The sequence below is a fragment of the Myroides sp. C4067 genome (genome assembly GCF_038039665.1).
GTDB classification, from domain to species: Bacteria; Bacteroidota; Bacteroidia; order Flavobacteriales; family Flavobacteriaceae; genus Flavobacterium; species Flavobacterium odoratimimum.
On record NZ_JBBPHJ010000003.1, the window covers coordinates 199,423 to 217,284 of the forward strand.

18 protein-coding genes are annotated in these 17,862 nt (G+C 35.4%); 10 read left to right on the forward strand and 8 right to left on the reverse strand.

Annotated elements, in window-relative coordinates:
• Positions 1–129: 129 nt before the first annotated feature.
• The 4 genes from AABL87_RS03265 to AABL87_RS03280 all read left to right on the forward strand — a co-directional run bounded on the left by AABL87_RS03265 (position 130) and on the right by AABL87_RS03280 (position 3,529).
• Positions 130–981, forward strand: coding sequence for a prephenate dehydrogenase (locus tag AABL87_RS03265; protein WP_071307120.1), 852 nt, complete (start codon positions 130–132; stop codon positions 979–981).
• 63 nt (positions 982–1,044) lie between these two features.
• Positions 1,045–1,332, forward strand: coding sequence for a Dabb family protein (locus AABL87_RS03270; RefSeq protein WP_341276933.1), 288 nt, complete (start codon positions 1,045–1,047; stop codon positions 1,330–1,332).
• 207 nt (positions 1,333–1,539) lie between these two features.
• The gene (locus AABL87_RS03275; protein WP_006257642.1) at positions 1,540–2,352 is read left to right on the forward strand and encodes a toxin-antitoxin system YwqK family antitoxin; all 813 of its coding nucleotides are present in this window, start codon (positions 1,540–1,542) and stop codon (positions 2,350–2,352) included.
• Positions 2,353–2,371: 19 nt separating this feature from the next.
• On the forward strand, positions 2,372–3,529 hold the full coding sequence (locus tag AABL87_RS03280; protein ID WP_006262619.1) for a hypothetical protein: 1,158 nt from the start codon (positions 2,372–2,374) through the stop codon (positions 3,527–3,529).
• Between the two features lie 46 nt (positions 3,530–3,575).
• Here the strand turns inward: AABL87_RS03280 and AABL87_RS03285 are convergent, their stop codons facing one another.
• Genes AABL87_RS03285 through AABL87_RS03295 form a run of 3 tightly spaced genes read right to left on the reverse strand, consistent with a single transcriptional unit; the run spans position 3,576 to position 6,548 of the window.
• Complete coding sequence (locus AABL87_RS03285; protein WP_016650043.1) at positions 3,576–4,607, reverse strand: asparaginase; 1,032 nt, start codon at positions 4,605–4,607, stop codon at positions 3,576–3,578.
• Positions 4,597–5,733: a 1-acyl-sn-glycerol-3-phosphate acyltransferase gene (locus AABL87_RS03290; RefSeq protein ID WP_006262621.1), complete on the reverse strand. Its 1,137-nt coding sequence runs from the start codon at positions 5,731–5,733 to the stop codon at positions 4,597–4,599. The genes AABL87_RS03285 and AABL87_RS03290 overlap by 11 nt, the downstream gene beginning before the upstream one ends.
• Positions 5,734–5,777: 44 nt before the next feature.
• On the reverse strand, positions 5,778–6,548 hold the full coding sequence (locus AABL87_RS03295; RefSeq protein ID WP_016650044.1) for a TatD family hydrolase: 771 nt from the start codon (positions 6,546–6,548) through the stop codon (positions 5,778–5,780).
• 80 nt (positions 6,549–6,628) lie between these two features.
• Between AABL87_RS03295 and AABL87_RS03300 the strand changes: the two genes are divergently transcribed.
• The gene (locus tag AABL87_RS03300) at positions 6,629–7,066 is read left to right on the forward strand and encodes a retropepsin-like aspartic protease (protein ID WP_016650045.1); all 438 of its coding nucleotides are present in this window, start codon (positions 6,629–6,631) and stop codon (positions 7,064–7,066) included.
• Between the two features lie 2 nt (positions 7,067–7,068).
• Here the strand turns inward: AABL87_RS03300 and AABL87_RS03305 are convergent, their stop codons facing one another.
• Positions 7,069–7,644 (reverse strand): DUF3109 family protein, encoded by a 576-nt coding sequence (locus AABL87_RS03305; RefSeq protein WP_036471107.1) that lies wholly within the window; start codon positions 7,642–7,644, stop codon positions 7,069–7,071.
• Between the two features lie 384 nt (positions 7,645–8,028).
• On the opposite strand from AABL87_RS03305, the gene AABL87_RS03310 reads away from it, so the two are divergent.
• Together AABL87_RS03310 and AABL87_RS03315 are read left to right on the forward strand one after the other, a co-directional pair.
• Positions 8,029–8,223, forward strand: a complete 195-nt coding sequence (locus tag AABL87_RS03310; RefSeq protein ID WP_006260500.1) for a hypothetical protein — start codon at positions 8,029–8,031, stop codon at positions 8,221–8,223.
• 5 nt (positions 8,224–8,228) lie between these two features.
• Positions 8,229–8,843 (forward strand): FAD-dependent oxidoreductase, encoded by a 615-nt coding sequence (locus AABL87_RS03315; RefSeq protein WP_341276934.1) that lies wholly within the window; start codon positions 8,229–8,231, stop codon positions 8,841–8,843.
• Between the two features lie 65 nt (positions 8,844–8,908).
• On the opposite strand, the gene AABL87_RS03320 is transcribed toward AABL87_RS03315, so the two are convergent.
• The 4 genes from AABL87_RS03320 to AABL87_RS03335 all read right to left on the reverse strand — a co-directional run bounded on the left by AABL87_RS03320 (position 8,909) and on the right by AABL87_RS03335 (position 14,105).
• On the reverse strand, positions 8,909–9,874 hold the full coding sequence (locus AABL87_RS03320; RefSeq protein WP_341276935.1) for a PCMD domain-containing protein: 966 nt from the start codon (positions 9,872–9,874) through the stop codon (positions 8,909–8,911).
• An 11-nt stretch (positions 9,875–9,885) separates the two neighbouring features.
• Positions 9,886–11,610 carry a phosphoethanolamine transferase gene (locus tag AABL87_RS03325; RefSeq protein ID WP_006262627.1) on the reverse strand — a complete coding sequence of 575 codons (1,725 nt, stop codon included), beginning with the start codon at positions 11,608–11,610 and terminating at the stop codon, positions 9,886–9,888.
• An 8-nt stretch (positions 11,611–11,618) separates the two neighbouring features.
• Positions 11,619–12,791 (reverse strand): BamA/TamA family outer membrane protein, encoded by a 1,173-nt coding sequence (locus tag AABL87_RS03330; RefSeq protein WP_341276936.1) that lies wholly within the window; start codon positions 12,789–12,791, stop codon positions 11,619–11,621.
• A gap of 123 nt (positions 12,792–12,914) precedes the next feature.
• Positions 12,915–14,105 carry an aromatic amino acid transporter gene (locus AABL87_RS03335; protein WP_341276937.1) on the reverse strand — a complete coding sequence of 397 codons (1,191 nt, stop codon included), beginning with the start codon at positions 14,103–14,105 and terminating at the stop codon, positions 12,915–12,917.
• Between the two features lie 555 nt (positions 14,106–14,660).
• On the opposite strand from AABL87_RS03335, the gene AABL87_RS03340 reads away from it, so the two are divergent.
• From AABL87_RS03340 to AABL87_RS03350, 3 genes are all read left to right on the forward strand, one after another.
• A complete protein-coding gene (locus tag AABL87_RS03340; protein ID WP_071307130.1) occupies positions 14,661–15,035 on the forward strand; it encodes a hypothetical protein in 375 nt (124 codons plus the stop codon).
• Positions 15,036–15,109: 74 nt separating this feature from the next.
• Positions 15,110–17,476: a TonB-dependent receptor gene (locus AABL87_RS03345; protein WP_006257629.1), complete on the forward strand. Its 2,367-nt coding sequence runs from the start codon at positions 15,110–15,112 to the stop codon at positions 17,474–17,476.
• Position 17,477: 1 nt separating this feature from the next.
• On the forward strand, positions 17,478–17,840 hold the full coding sequence (locus tag AABL87_RS03350; protein ID WP_006257628.1) for a hypothetical protein: 363 nt from the start codon (positions 17,478–17,480) through the stop codon (positions 17,838–17,840).
• Positions 17,841–17,862: the final 22 nt, after the last annotated feature.

Sequence of the window (17,862 nt, forward strand, 5' to 3'; positions counted from 1 at the left end):
AAGGTTAGTTAGTTTAGGTGTTGATCAAACACAAACGAGAACAAAAGTTAGAAAAGTTAAAAAAAAGAGAAGAAATTATGCTGAAACAAAGTAGGTATTTATAGCTTTGTTTATCATAATAGACGTAATATGGCAAAAATAGTAGGATTAGTAGGTGTAGGACTAATCGGAGGATCTATTGTTTTAGATCTAAAAGAAAAAGGGTTTGTAACGAAGGTATTGGCTTCAGATTTATCTGAGCGCAATGCTAGTAAGGCATTAGAACTACGTATCGCAGATGAGATCGTAGAACTAGATACTTTAATAGAGAAATCAGATATTATCATTATAGCGACACCTGTGAACGCGAGTGTAAAACTGGTGTCATATGTGTTAGACAGAATAGGAGATGGGCAGTATGTAATGGACGTGGGATCTACGAAGTCTTTATTAGATAAAGAGATAGAAGGACATAACAGAAGAGGACAATTCGTAGCTACACATCCGATGGCAGGTACAGAGTTTAGTGGACCTGAAGCTGCGTTTAAAGGATTGTTTAAAGATAGGGTAGCGATCATCTGTAATCCAGAGAAGTCTAATCCTAAGGCATTAAATGCAATCTCTGAACTGTATTATCACTTAGAGATGCGCATGATCTTAATGGATGCTGACTCGCACGATGAACATGTGGGGTATGTGTCTCATCTATCTCATGCGATATCTTATGCGCTAGCAGTAGCGGTCTTAGACAAAGAGAAAGATGACACAGCTATCTTTAATTTAGCTGCAGGAGGATTTGCTTCTACAGTTAGATTAGCGAAGAGTTCTGTAGATATGTGGTTGCCTATCTTTGAACAGAATGCAGAACATGTATTGCCGATTTTAGATACATATCTAGAGAAGTTAACTCAGTTCAAGACATATTTAGAAGCAGGTGATACTAAGGGGTTAACTGGTTTTATAGCTGAGGCTAATCGCATAAAGGATAAATTGAAAAAATAAGTAGATAGTGCTTGATATAAAGCAGTTTTGATTAACTTGTTAGTTCAATAAAAAATAGAGATTATGATTACACATATAGTGATGTGGAGGCTGAAAGATGAAAATAAGGAAGCCAATAAATTAGAAATAAAACGACTATTAGAAGATTTAAAAGGAAAGATAGAGGTACTAGAGTCTATCGCTGTATCATTTAATGATCCTCAAGCAGACCCTAAAAACTTTGAAGTGATTTTACATACAACATTTAAGAACCTTCAAGACTTAGATATTTATGTAAAACACCCTGAGCATCTAAAAGTAGTTGATTTTATTAAATCAGTAGTAACAGAGAGAGTAGCCATAGACTACTAGTAATGTATAATAGTACAGCTTTTTTTGTATAAAAAGTTAGTTATTTAGTTATCGATTTTAGTTTAAAAGCAGTTTGTCCAATGTGATAGGCTGCTTTTTTTATTGGAGTAAATAATAGGGTTTAAGACTTAATGCGTTTGTTTTTAGTTTTATATTGATATTTTATGTTTAAATTTAACTTAAAATAGTAATTAATTAAAATGTTATATGAAAAGAATAGCTCTGTCATTATTGTGTTTAATGTTGCCTATACTAACGGTTACAGCACAGACTAAAATAGATTTTACAGATATAGAAATTGTCAATCTAGGAGATGGACAACGCTATATAAAAGAAGTTAAGTCATCTACTCCTCTTAATGGGAAAAAACGAATCATAAATGGAGTAACCGAACAGTATATAGATGTGGACTTAAAGGATGGTCTGTTAAACGGTAAATGGGAGTATTACGATAAAAGTAAGTTGAAAGAATTACTTAATTTTAAGAATGGGTACATGGATGGCAAGCAACAGGCTTTCTTTGTTGCAACAGGTAAGCCGGAATATGAAGGAAATATGAAGATGGGGAAGAAACACGGAGAGTGGATATACTTCAGTAGTAATGGAAATAAACGTGAGATGGAGATATATGCAGATAATAGTATGACAAAGCGTGTTACTTACTATACTAGTGGTCAGGTAGAGCAAGAGCGAAACTTTAAACAAGGTAAAGAAGATGGTGTGTCTAAGGCATTCACTAATGAAGGAAAGATGAAGTATGAACGTACATTCGTCAACGGAAAACAGATTGGTAAGGAGCGTTCATTGATCTCTTCTAACAATGGTGATTTCTTTATTACCTGTAATTATAATGACAAAGGGAATAAGGATGGTGACTATAGTGAAGAATGGGCTGATTCTAAAAAGCCAAAAGCTAAAGGAAAATATCTCAATGGACAGAAGGATGGTAAATGGACTGAATGGACTTCTAGAGGAGATGTGAAAAAGGAAGAAACATATAAGAATGGTGTGAGACAGTAATCTAATCAACAATTAATTAATGAAAAAGATAATATATCTCTTAGTAGGGATGACTTTAATGTTAGGTAGTTGTAAGAAAGGTCGTTCAAGTAGTGAGATTAGTCTTTATTTTGATAGTATCCACAAAGCTAAAGAGGAGTACTTTAGCCATAAAATAACTATGGACTCTGCTGCTATAGGTGAAAGATTAGATCTTTTATTACCAACTACCCCAATTCTTATTAATGGTGTAGAGAAGCGGATACCCTTTATGTATACTTTTGATATATGGGAGCAAGGTGAAAATAGGTCTATGCAATTGATGGTAGGTGATTTAAAAGTAATTGATAGTGAACTAAATATTCGATTCAGTCATATATTCTCATTTAAAGAGGAAAGCGATATGCGAGCTGGAGATTTGTTTTTTATTCGTAGTAAAGATCCTCAAGCTATAACTGTAAATGATTTACTAGATGGTATTGAAGATCGGGTGTTATATTTTGATAATGAATGCGTTATTTATCAAATAGGTGAAAATATATATGCGCAATTTTTTAAGTATTTTGCTAGCGAAGGTATATATGCTGTATTTTATACGGATACTTTTTTTAAATTGAGAGGTGAGTTCTTACCTGTTAAACTTGATTTTATTATAGACGACCTTAGGGTGATTAAGACTTTCTTTAGTCAGAATAAATTAACTTCTTTTAAAACATGGAACGAATATACTAGAGTTTTTAGTCCTGGTATGTTACTTATAGTTGAGAAACAAAGACAGTATTTATCCAAGGTATTGTCTGATATTGCAGATGAAGATGTAGTAATTAATGGAGAACAGTATATTTCATTACCTTTAGATAAGGATATTAATAAGGTGTGGGATAGATTAAATAAACAAGCTTTAAATAAAGAATTTGTTTTAGATAATGATACTTATAAGTTTGATTTTAAAGATATTAATTATTGGTATAATGGACAAAAAACTGTTTCTGTATTTTATAAAGATAAGAATACAATCATATTGAAGTGTAATACATTAAATGGTTCTACTTATAGCTATATTAAGAAAATTGTACTTAGAGGTAAAGAGTTTCTTATTGTAGATTATAAGCTAATAGAATCACCTAATTTTTGGGAAAATGAACCGATGCTAATGTATAGGTTACGTATGTTAGAAAGTCTTACTGATGTCAAATAACAATAGTAAAAGCTCTTAGAGTAGTTCCAAGAGCTTTTACTATATTTTAATCTTCTTCCATTTCTCCACAGATAGGAGTCTCGAAAGCAGTTTTAAAGTCTGTTAAGTCTTTTTGTTTGAGTAAGAACATCAGCTTAGTGATGGCAGCCTCTGTCGTAATATCTTTACCAGAGATAACACCTATTTCTTTTAGCTCTGTACTTGTCTCATATTTACCCATATGTACACTACCACTAGAACATTGAGTAACATTGATTACTTTAAGTCCCTTTTTAATAGCTTGTCCTAATGTTGTTAAGAACCATGCTTCAGTAGGGGCATTACCAGCGCCATAAGTCTCAAGTACGATTCCTTCTAGGTCTTTAATATTTAGAATAGCCTCTAATACATTCTGCTGTATGCCAGGGAATATCTTTAGAATCATCACATTACTAGACATCTCTTTGTGTACGAGTAGTGGTTCTTGAGTATGTGTGTAGTTCAGCAGAGGTTTATTGATACGTAGGTTCACTCCTGATTCTGCTAAATGAGCAATATTAGGAGAGGTAAACGCATTAAATAATTCAGCACTTACTTTAGAAGTTCTATTTCCTCTGTATAATTTGTATTCAAAGTATAAACATACCTCTTGAATGACTGGAGTGTTGTTCTCTTGTACAGCAGCTACCTGAATAGCTGTGATAAGGTTTTCTTTAGCATCTGTACGCAAGTCTCCAATAGGAAGCTGAGAACCTGTTAATATAACAGGTTTGCGCAAGTTCTCAAGCATAAAGCTCAGTGCAGATGCTGAGTATGACATCGTATCCGATCCGTGTAGAATAACGAATCCGTCAAACTTATCATAGTTCTCTTCTACTACACTTGCCATCTTCACCCATAAGGCAGGGCTCATATCAGAAGAGTCTATCGGTGTTTCGAATGAATAGGTCTCTATCGAACACTCTAACATGTGTAACTCAGGTATACGCTCTACTAACTGATCAAAATTGAACGCACGTAAAGCACCTGTCTTAAAGTCTTTTACCATACCGATAGTTCCACCAGTATAGATTAAAAGAATAGCAGGACTATTGTTCATCACTCAATTTTAGTTTATTAATAACAGGATTAGCATACATAGCTAAGAAGCCATCTACGATTATTTTGTTCTCTTTATCTACACGTAGTTCAAGACGTCTTTCAAATAATTGCCTCTCCTTTTCTGTGTATTTATCCGCGAACTTATTGCTGTTATGCATGATATCATAAGCAATATAGTTAGTAGGCCATAAGAAATAGTTAGCGATAATAGACTTATCTATTTCTGTAGCTACAGCTTGCATTTGCTTATTAGTCTTATCTACAGTGTTTTTAATATTATCTAATTCTTGGTCTAGAACATCTCCTACATGGATATGAATACCACGCTTTTGACCGATGATTCCACTATATAAGTTGATAAAGTCTTCATTCTTATCTTTGATATATACTTCATCATTCGCTTTAGCCAATAGCTGAGGCATCTTAAGTGCATCCGTAGGATCATATTCATACGAGATAGATACAGGTACTATCTTCACTTTTTTGAAGTAGTCCATTAAGTTAGCCTCATCAGAAGCCATTCCTATCATCTTCAGAACTCCTTGGTGAGTTGCATCATTTCCATCTTTGGTACGTCCTTCTCTCTGCGCTATCCACACAGATCTGTTCTCTTCGAATAAAAGATGTTGTATATATTCAGACATTAGTTTAGAACTTTCTAATAGTTCTCTAGGTGGTAATCCACGTTTAACTAAGAAGTTTCTATTTACTTTAGCTAGCGCTAGTAAAAATGATTTCTGCACTAGGTTATCCCCTATAGCAGAGGCTGTCATAACTAATTTATTGTCTTTAAGAGCAACGTTTAGAAGAGAAGTATCCATAAGGATATCTCTATGGTTAGATACGTATAGATAAGCTGTGTCTTTATCTAATTTGTCAAACCCAGAAGTGGTCAAACCATTAGAGCTTTTCTCTAGGATTCGTTGAATAGAGTGGTAAGCAAAATCATCTTGAAATTGTTGAATAGACTTTACTTCCTTTAAGGCATTCATCCATTCCTCTTCCGTTTTATTAGGAAAAGTATATCCCATTAACGCTTTTATCATTGGGTGTTTAGAAATCTGTTGTAAGACTTCGTGTACCTCGTGATCGTGGTAGTGGCGTATAGAATCAAACTTAGACATTAGTGTAATGTATTATTATAAACAAGTTATGTTGTTTTCGTGTTTTAAATTCCAAACACAGCTATTGAATTTGCTGTAGTTTGTTTTGCTATCTCTTCTAGAGGCAGCGCGTAAATATCGGCTAATTTTTCTGCAATATTCACGATATATGCACTTTCATTTCTTTTTCCTCTAAAAGGAACAGGTGCAAGGTACGGAGAATCAGTTTCTAATACGATATGCTCCAGTGGTATTTTGTTTAAAAACTGATCTATTTTACCATTTTTAAACGTTGCTACCCCACCTATACCTAGCTTTAGGTTATAAGAAATAGCTTTTAGCGCTTGTTCTTCTGTACCTGTGAAGCAGTGGAATATCCCTCTAAGGCCTTCTCCTTTTTCTCGTTCTAGTACTTCGAACACTTCGTCAAAAGCATCTCGACAGTGTATATTAATAGGCAATTTATATTTCTTTGCCAATTGTATTTGATATTGAAAGGCTTCTTGCTGTATGGCTAAAGTACTTTTGTCCCAATACAGGTCAATGCCTATCTCTCCTACAGCGTAATAAGTACGTCGTTCGAGTTCACGCTCTACATAAGCCAACTCTTCTTTATACGTCTCTGATTTTACATCAGTAGGATGTAGTCCCATCATAAGAAATACATTATTAGGGAACTCTTGCTCTAGTTCAAACATTGCATTGCTATAGCTTGAATCTATCGCTGGTATAAAAAAACGCGTAACTCCACTAGATATTGCACGATTTATTGTTTCTTTACGATCTTCTGCAAAAGCATCTGAGTATAAATGTGTATGCGTGTCAGTAAATATCATTCTAATATTGTATTTTTCTATAATGTTAGATTAATGCTACAAAAGTACCTTTTAAAAAGAATTTAAACTACATTTGATTGATGGAAAACATGAAAGATATATTAAAAAAGGGAGGATATAAGAAAATTAAGTTTAAAATATCTAAAACGAACCACCTTTTTGTCAAAGCTAAAATCAATGGAATACTAGGGGACTTTATCCTAGACACAGGAGCATCTAATAGCTGTATTGATTTTAGTCATATAGACCATTTTAATATTATTCCTGAGAATTCGTCTACTAAAGCCTCAGGAGCAGGGGCTAATGGAATGCATACCCAAGTAGCCTATCATAATCATTTACAAATGAGCCGTTGGCATAACAAGAGTTTTAACCTAGTAATTATAGATTTAACTCATGTCAATGTTGCCTTAATAGAGTATAAAGTAAAGACTGTACACGGGATTATTGGCTCAGATGTATTACTACAAGGGAATGCAATTATTGATTATAAAGAGCAAGTGCTCTATATACAATAAATCTATTGTCTTGATTTACTCCACTCTTCTGCTACTAGTTCTAATTCTTTATACCAGTCTTCACCATATTTTCTGATTAGAGGGGCTTTTAAGAACTTATATACAGGTACGCTTAACTCTTGACCTAGGGTACAAGCATCACTACAGATATGCCATTTGTGATAGTTCACAGCAGAGAAAGAAGAGAACTCTTTGATACGTATAGGATATAAGTGACATGAGATCGGCTTTTTCCAGTCGATTAGACCTTCGTTATAAGCTTTTTCTATTCCACATAGTGCCATTTCATTTTCGTAGATTACATAAGCACATTCTCCGCCTTCTATTAGAGGAGTCTCATACTCATCATCATCACCATATACAGATGTACCTTGTTCTTCTATTGCCTTAATACCTTCAGGACGTAAGAAAGGTTTTACTTTATCATATACAGCTCTAAGTATCTCTACTTCATCATCTTCTACAGGCGCTCCTGCATCTCCGTCTATACAGCATTCCCCTTTACAAGCCGAAAGGTTACATACGAATTCTTTTTCTAGAACTTCTTCTGATACGATTGTTTTTCCTATTTGAAACATCTGAATATAATAATTAATTGGCTGCAAAATTACAAATCTTTATGTAATAAAGAGACAACCCCTTTAGATTAACCTTTTTCACTAAGTAATTTAGGATGAATATAAAGTTCATAATATAAGATAGTTGTACCAGATTAGTAGAATAGTGTTAATTACGCTATTATTTTACATGTTAATGTTTTTTAGATTATTTCATTGTAGCGCTTATATCTATGATGTGTGATTCAAGAATAGTGATGAGTTCTTGATAAAAATAGTGAAAAACCACGTTTTATGACTTTTATATCTCGTTGTTAAAATATATAGTGGTAATGTTAAAGGATTGTCCGAGTGGTGGTTTTTTTGTACTTTCGGATGGTAAAATCAAATTCTTTATCATTCGAAATGAAAATTTTTAGTTACATAGTTATAGCATTTGTTGCGGCATTGATTGTATTAAATATCACAATGTTAGATTTTAATAACCTATTCCAAGGGGATAGTCTAATCGCATTAATTGGTATTGTAGCATTGCTTTGCGCAGTATGCATCTTATTGATTTACCGTACATCTAAAATGATAAACGATAAAACAAAATAAGACCTATGGAAGTATTCGATGTACTAATCATAGGGGGAGGTGTATCAGGAGTTTCTTGTGCGCAAGTTATTGGTAGTGCTGTAAAGAAACCTTTTGTAACAGATAAGAAAGTAGGTATTATTATGCATCAGAAGAGCTCAATGCTTCAAGATGCTATCTTCTATAATGCTTATGGTATAAAACAAGGGACTTTAGGAAAAGACCTATTAGAACAGTCTATAGAAGACTTAAATTACTACAACCACATTGACCAGATCGCAGGTGAGAAGGTTATTTCTGTACAGAAGAGAGATGGAGTATTTGAAGTCAAGACGAATAAGGAAGTATACTATACTTCACTTGTAGTAGTAGCTATTAATTCTAGTCCTACCTTTGAAGTAGAAGGATTAATGGAATATGTGATACCACATAAGAAGTCACTAGCTGCTAAGAATAGAATCCAGTTGAGAAACGAGGATCACTTAGTAACAGAAGGAGTTTATGTGGCAGGAACATTAGCAGGACATAGGAGTCAGTTAGCAATAGCTGCTGGTAGTGGAGCTGCTGTAGCTACAGACATTCTGACTTTGTGGAACGGAGGAATAGAAACTCATAGCCACGATAGTACTAGAGTGAAGTAATAAGATAAAAAAAAGAGGTAGTTTAATCCAGATTAAACTACCTCTTTTTTTTGTATTGATATTTTTTAATAAACCAATCCTACGTTATCTATCCATAAACGACTATCCGTATTACCGATATACGCACCACCATTACTAGAAGAGAATTGTACGATTAGGTGAGTTACCTCGTCATCTGCAGTACCCCAACCTTCTTCTATGATCGGCACCATCTTACCTTTGCTATTTCTAGTGTAGTATGCATTGCTACCTGTTCTAAGTGCCATATGTGCACCATAGTAACTCTGCTTCGTGATATCGCCATAGTTTACAGTCAGGCGGTGTTTGTTTTGCCACGTTTTTACAGATTTATCCATCAGTTCCCATCCCGTACCTATACGTTTAGCATATACATTACCATCTTTGTCTTCCCATCTCTTTTGTAGTAGAATCTGTATCTCAGCCTTGTCATTTCGCTTAGCATCAGTTCCGCTTCCCATACCATTCACACGTTTAGAAGGACCACCAGTAGTTACTTTATAGTCAAACTGCAGTGCTTTAGGCTTTTTAGTAAAAGGGATACCTGTTACTAGTTTACTTTGAGGGTTTTTAGTATCTGTGATAGGTTCTATCATTTCCCCTAAAAAGATTGTTCCACTAGCGAGTACATTGATATTAATTACTCCTAGTACTTTCACTTTCTCTATACGAGTCTCTAAACGAGCAGCGTACCCATTATCTCTTTTTTCTGGAAATACAGTTACACTCCCTTTCGTTATACCGCTTACAGTAGCTAGTACAGATGAGGTCGCCCATGGAGACTTTTTATTCTTATAAGGCGTATTGTCCTTTAGTGTATCTTTTGTTTCAGTGATTTCGTATAGGTATTGTGTATTACCCCCGATGATAAACGATTCTTTAACTTCGCGTACCATCCAGTGATCCATATTACCTAGTTTTATAGATTCTACTTTCTCACTCTGCGCCGTAGCTAGCAGCGGCATAGCACACATGGCTAGTGCTAGTATCTTATGTTTAGTTTTGTGTATCATTGTTTTGTTGTTTATTCTTTAATATTATTCTTTTTCAGCATTTCGAAATCTTCTTTCTTCAAGTTCATTTTAGTATAAGGAACAGCGATATCGTGGTCATTTAAGTACATACGAGCTTCTGCATTAAAAGCTCTATTGACTAACGATAAGTCCTTTTCTAGATAAGAAGTGCGAATATGTGCTGCATTAATCATCGTATGGAATACTGCATTCGTAGAGATAGGCTTATTTTTATTCTCTTGTACCGCAGTGATTCTCTTTTCATTGTTATCAATATACTCATCTGAGAACCACATTAAGAATGGTATTCTTAGCTGATAGTAGGTTGGGCTTGGCGAAGCGTGTAAGAACCTATTTCTATCATCGTCGAATAAGTCCTCTCCATGGTCAGAAGTATATAGCATAGCTACTTCCTCATTCGTCTGTTTCAGGGCTTCTATCGTTTTAGATAAGAAGTGATCTGTGTATAAGATAGAGTTGTCATACGCATTGACTAGATGTTCTTTCTCAGACTTCTTTACACCACCTATCTCATCAGGAGTGAACTGTCTGAAGTTCTCAGGGTAGCGCTCCATATACTTAAAGTGGGACCCATAGGTGTGTAATAAGATGAATAGATCTCCAGTAGTCTCCTGAATGTGTTTTTGCATTAAGTCTACTAACTCTTCATCATAGTGATTCTCTGTCATACGTGTATGGCTATCAGTAGTACGTATCGTCTTATAGATATCTGCTTCTTTAGTGAAGTATTCTATAAACGAAGAGTTCTCTGCCTGATTAGACAGTGATATCGTGGTAAAGCCAGCTTCTTTAAACGCGTGTACAATACCTTTTTTGACATAGATAGAATTATAGTTTTCTGCCTCTGCCTCTGATAAGATGATCGAGACACTCTTATGTGTCGTATTCGATTGCGTTAACGCATCTTTAAACACGACCAAGTTCTTCTCATTCTTTAGCTTCGGATTGGTCTCGCGATCATATCCATACAGAGACCAGTTATCAGCTCTACTCGTCTCACCTATGATCAGTACATATATTTGTCTTTTATCAGTAGAGATGCTGTCTCTAGTAGCTTTAAAGGTAAAATCTTTAGAGGTCTCAGGGTATCGATTGACCTTATCCCATTTATTCACAGCGAATCCTAAGTTGTGTAACGCATTGATAGGATACACATCTTGGTTAAAGGCAAATGTACCTGTGTTCTTATTCGCACTGAAGAATGATAATACTAGTGACGCTATTAATAACAGTACTGCAGGTAATAGAGTCTGTCTTCTAAAGCTCCAGTCTAAGAAGTTCTTTCTCTTCCACTGAAGTATGGCGAATACGATAGGTGGAATGTATAAGAAACACACAAAGGCGATAGAAGGCAATAGACTACCTAGTAGTTCATTTATTTCTGAAGTATTCGTAGTTGCTACGTTTAGAAACATATCTGCAGCTATCACATCTTCTCCGAATAGGTAGAATAACACGATCTGGAAAGCGTGCAAAAACAGGAATGGAAAGCATAGTAGTAACCAGGCTCCCGAATTTTTAAACGCAGAGAATATTGTCATGAACAACCCTAAAGGAAACAGTATGACTACGATTTTCCCAATTAGATTCACGGGTTGTGTAAAGACAAAATAAATGCTCGGAACCATATTGACAGCAATATAGAACCAAAACAAGGCGATCGGGTTATTTATGATTCTACTAAAGAATCCTTTTTTATTTAATTGTTCAGTCATTTTATCCCTTAAAACGATTCATAGATATTAAAGTAGAAACCACTCTGACCTTTACCGAAACCATAGTCAAGACGTACGTTTACTCTATTTTTAAACTCCCATCTATATCCTATACCATAGGTTGGTAAGGTGTGGCTCCAGTCAAACTTGTCCATATTCTCGAACACATTACCAACACCACCCCATACTGCTACACCATGTCGGTTATGTATTTTTTGTCTTAGCTCTACCTGTGTATTGATCTGTTTTCTATCGCGATATTGCCCACTGTAGTACCCTCTCATCTGTCTAGCTCCTCCTAGCTTAGAAAGCATTGTCCATGGCACTTCACCATTGTTAAACTCTCCGTTTAGGTCGAAGGCTATTAGACCATCTTTCCACACCTGCTGGTATGCACGCGCTGTAAAGTTAATCTTTCCGAAGTGCTTATTACTTCCCAGTGTTTTCGGGAAAAAAGTCTGTTCATATTGGATAAAGATTCCTTTACTCGGGTTAGGGATAAAGTCTCTACTGTCATATGACGCGATAAATCCTCCTCCGATAGCCGTGTCTTTAGAGTCTGTATCAGGTCTCACCTCCATATCTCTGAAGTTTCTACTCTGAATATTCTGAGCAGAAAAGACTAATCCTACATATGTATTCGGCAACACTTTTCTCAATACATCAAATTTCAAGCCTAAGTGATATTCATCGTACTTCACATAGTCTCCTTGGCTACCTGCCTCGTATCCTATACCATAGTATTTACTAGGCATATATTTAAATGCCATATCATAGTGAAATCGGTAATCATCATTAGGAAATATCGTTGTGTTCTCTACTCCGATAGCGAAGAATCCACTTGTCGTAAAGTTAGTATAAATAGCGAGATCAGATGGGGGTAAGTCTAGGTTCTCTTTATCTACTCTGTATAGTCCAGAAGCGACTATCCCTAGTCCTAGTTTAGTATCTACAGAGTAGCTTGGCCCACCTATGAATGAGAGGTCAAATTTGCTCTGTGATTTATCTTTCTTAGCTTCTTCAAAATAAGAAACTACACGTTCAAAAAATTTCTGTTTTGCTGCCGTGCTATCCCGTTGCTCTTCATTAGAGATGACTTCTGCACTTTGTTGTGCAAAAGATACGGTGTTCGTTATCAGTGTGATAACGAATATTGTTGTTAGTAAGTATTTGTTTATCATATAATAATATAAGCTTGCAAATTTACGCAATTTCTAGGTCTTAGAATCTGGTAAATTCCTAAATTAAAATGATACAAAACGTTTCTTAACTAACTTTTAGAAAGTTTATAAAACATTTAGGTTTTAGCTTTTGCTAACGACTAATAGTTGTGCAAATACTATTACTAAAGAAAGTATTAATATAAAACCGATAATGAAATATTGTAACAGCGAAATTTTAATTTCGTGAAATCTCATTGCCTTTAAATACAGCACCACAGGAATGACTAATGCTAATATAACACCTGCTATCGCTGCATACCCTAATGCCAAGATAAAACCTTCTGGATAGAAGAGTGCAAATAGTAGTGGCGGTATGAATGTACAGATAGCAGCTAAAGGCTTGATTAGGTTTTTAGACTTATTTTTAAACAAGTCTTTATAGTAATCTAACAACCCAATACTTACACCTAAAAAAGAGGTACCTAATGCTGTTGCTGCGAAGAAACTAAATAAAGTCTCAATATAGGTAGAATTAGATAATTCTCTTATGCTAAGTAATAATCCTTTTACCTCAGAGTGCTCTTGTAATATCTGCATAAACACAGTCTGGTCTAGTGTCCCTAATATGACTATCTGCCAAACTAAATAAATAACAAGAGGAAGTAAACTCCCTAGTATAAAGGCTCTTTTTAATAGTTTCTTATTTCCGTCTAGGTAATCAACGATACTTGGGATACTACCATGAAAACCAAAAGAGGTGAATATCGCTGGGATAGACATAATCACAAGCCCTTGTGATAAAGGCATATGGAGTAGGTTAGCCCCTTTGATCAATGGAGTCATAAGAATCACTAATAACACTAGAAAAACTAATTTCCCTGTAAAAAGTATGCGAGTGAACCAATCTACCCACTTAGTACCCGTGATAACGATAGCACTAAATACAACAGAGAAGATGAGTACGGCTAAGCGATCATCAATATTTGTGTCGAATAAGAGGTCTATATTCGTCTTTAGGATAGTACCACCACCAGACATATAAGCAGCTGTTAGCCCATAGATTAAGAACATAAGGCTTAGCCCTGCTATTCGGTTAAGAGTGAATCCAGCGTATTTTCTAGTCAAGGTATCAAAACCATCTTTTTGACTATTAAAGTCATAGATACGCACCATCAATAATGCTGTATAACACATCGCAAACCAGATAACAAATAGAAGTAAACTAGCCCCTATAAATCCTACTCCTGCTGATGTGATAGGCATGGCTAACATACCTCCACCGATAGAAGAACCTGCGATGATTAATATACTTCCTAATAGTCTGCTATTCATTATTGTTGATTTTTTATGAAGAACAAAGGTAACAAAACACAAACAATAATTTTTGTTCTATACTGAACACATTTGTACAGTGAAGAATAGGATTATAAATAATAACTGTACAGTTACAGTAGGACGAGAGCGACTTTCTCAGCAGTGGTCGCATAGTGGTCGGCTAGTGATGGCATAGTGGTCGCATAGTTTTGGCTGGTTTTAATGCGACCACTATGTGATCATGATGTTAGCATTGCTCTATCATAGCGTAGAAGGGATAAATATTTTTAATCTGTATTATAATGTTTTATTAGGAAACTTGTTTTACTGTTAGAATTTAGTTTATAAGTCTGTTATCACTGTGGTTGTTCAGAGTAATATCACATACTATGGATAGAGTATTTTAGGCTTGTGAGAAGTGTTGAGTTAGGGTAGGAAAATGAATAAATACCTTGTTTATAAAAGAGATTAATCGAATAAGAATTAGAAAGATATTGACTCTCAATATGAACTAATTATTAAATATTATCATTCATATTGTCTATTTCTAGCATTCTTGTCTATATTTGCAGTATGCAAGCAAAGAAAAACATATCAAGAATATTGTTGGTGGTAGCCATTATGTTTACCATCGTTTTTCAGTTTATGCATAGTTTTGAACATATTGTTTCTTCAGTAGAGTACGAAAAAGAACACAGTACACATGCTCATTTTAATGAAAGTAGAGGAGATCTATCGGATCAACTTACTTTTAAGGAAGCACATAGTCAGCTAGACAAGTGTTTTGTCTGTGATACTATACTTAACCCTGCTATCACTTCAGATGTATTGTCTGTAGAGTTCATTACTTATGATGTAGCCAGATCAGTTCAGGATATTGTATCACTATCTATTATACCTCTTTCACAGGTATTCTTTTCCCTTAGGGCACCCCCTGTATCAGCATAAATTATTGTTTAAGTCTTTTGCAATCTTTGCAAAGGGATAGATTATTTATGTACAATTAAATTATTAGCGATTAAATGAGAATATCTATTCTTATGCTTTCACTAGTGGCTTCTATTGGTACTTACGCACAACAATATGTTGTAAAGGGTAAGGTATCAGACATATATGGAGAAGCATTAGTAGGGAGTAATATAACTTTTTCGGGATTACAGTCTGGAACTGACCTGAAGGGACAATTTATATCTACACCTGTATCTGCAGGTCAACACCGTTTATTAGTTGAATATCTTGGTTATAAGACTGTTGATACCTTGCTTACAGTGAAGTCTGATATGTATTTAGATTTGCACCTTAAGGAGGACAATACACTGCTAGACCAAGTAGTTGTATCGACACATGGGCTAAAGACGATTGCGAATACTGAGGTAGTTAGTAATAAGCAACTAGTAGAGAGTTTTTCAGGCTCATTTGCTAAAACCTTGACATCAGTACCAGGGGTTAATGCTATGGAGATAGGGGCAGGAGCTTCTAAACCTATTATTCGAGGACTTGGATTTAACCGTGTAGCTGTCGCTGAGAATGGGGCCAAACAAGAAGGTCAACAGTGGGGAGCAGACCATGGATTAGAGATAGATGCCTTCAGTACTGAAGAAGTAGAAGTGATAAAGGGTGTAGGTACTATTGAGTATGGGAGTGATGCAATCGGAGGTGTGATCAAGATTAATAATGAGAAGGTACCAGAGGTACACTCATTTAGTGGCAGTGCTACTATGTTTGGCAAGACAGTTAACGATTCGTATGGTGCTTCTGTACAGGTAAAGGGAAGAGATGAGAAGTTCTTCTATAAGTTTAAAGCAACAGGTCAAGATGCTGGTGACTATCGTGTACCTGTGTCTGAGATAAACTATTTAAACACTGTGATTCCTATCTATGGCAATAGAATGAAGAATACTGCTTCTAAGAACTTTGCACTATATGGACAAATAGGATATGTGGATAATAACTTTAAAAATATCCTGAGCATTAGTAATGTTTATGACAAGAGTGGATTCTTTCCAGGATCTCACGGATTGCCTAATGTGGCATCTGTAGCAGATGACGGGAATCACCGCAATATAGAATACCCACGTCAGAACGTCAATCACTTTAAGGTAGTGAATACAACTACATGGGATAGTTCATTACAAGATAAGTGGACTTTTATGGTCGCTTATCAAAATAATAGAAGACAAGAGCACAGCTTGTTTCACTCTCACTTTGATGATCAAACACCACCAAGTTCTAACCCTAATCTAGAGTTACAGTTTGTATTAAATACAGTAGATGCTTCTGTGAAGTATGAACATCTATTTAATAACAACCATAAGTTGACATTAGGAGTACAACAGAATTTTCAGAACAATACCATTGACGGATACGGATTCTTATTACCCAAGTTTAATAGACAGAGTACAGGTGTATTCGGGATGTATGAGTATTTCGTGAATGATAAATTGACTTTAGAAGGAGGAGCACGCTTTGACTATGCAAGTGTACATGTTAAGCCGTTTTATGATCAATTCTTATTTGACTATTTAAAAGAACAGGGCTATGCAGATCAGCTAGCTAATAAATATGCACAGAGAAGTACGACTACAGATAGAGACTTCAATAGTGTGAATGGAATGGTAGGTGCAAAGTATACGCTAAACGACAACTTTAATTTTGGAGCTACCGTGGGTACTAACTTTAGATTCCCCACTGCTATTGAGTTAGCATCTAATGGTGTTCACCACGGAGCTTTTAGACATGAGAAAGGGAATCCTGATCTTAATCCAGAGAAGGGGATTGCATTAGACTTTAGAGCAGAGTTTAAGACTCCTACGTTTAATACGACGTTTAGCCCTTATTTATATTATTTTTCTAATTATATCTACCTAAAGCCATCAGGTAAGTTCTCTATACTACCAGATAGTGGGCAGATTTATGAATATACCCAGTCAGAAGCTATCATTAGCGGTTTTGAATGGAAAGTAGAGAAACGTTTTTTTGATCGTCTAAATATATCAGCAGTACTTGAGTATATCTATAATCAGCAAGTGTCTAATGGGCAGAACGGAGCTTATCCATTGCCATTCACTCCTCCGATGAATGTATTCGGAGAGGTTAGATATAGCTTTAGAGATACGGATCTGTTTAAAGAGTCAGAAGTGTACTTTAACGGGAAGTGGTATGCTGAGCAAGAACGTATTGCACAGGGAGAAGAAGTGACACCTAGTAGTCAGAGCTTCGGTGCTGGAGTGTCTTCTACAGTACAGTTTGGTAAGTTTAAGGCGCGTACTACACTGTCTATCTCAAATATGTTCGATACGAAGATATTAAATCATACGAGCTTCTACAGACCATTAGGTATACCTGAGTTAGGACGTTCAATACAATTGATGATACAAGTACCATTCTGATATGACAGATAAGAACATACGTGCTATAGTATGTTCGCTATGGTGTACTTTATTCTTAGTACCTATACTGAACAATACTCTTCACTATGTCATCATTGATCATCACTTTGGGCAGAAGTCAGCTAAATTAGAATATGTAGATAGTAATACGATTCACTACTGTGAGCAGTATATATGTAAGCTCTCACCTGCTATAGAACACATAGTCTCCACACTAGTGTTATGGGTCGAGAGAGTACACGATGAATTAGTAATCGAGGTAGTAGTCAGCTATAAAGAGTGTCTGTTTCCTTTTTATTGGTTAAGAGGACCACCTGCAGAAGAGTTAACTCATTTTGCACTAGGTAAGAACAAAGACATTTAACTCATTCTCCAGATTGTGCTAG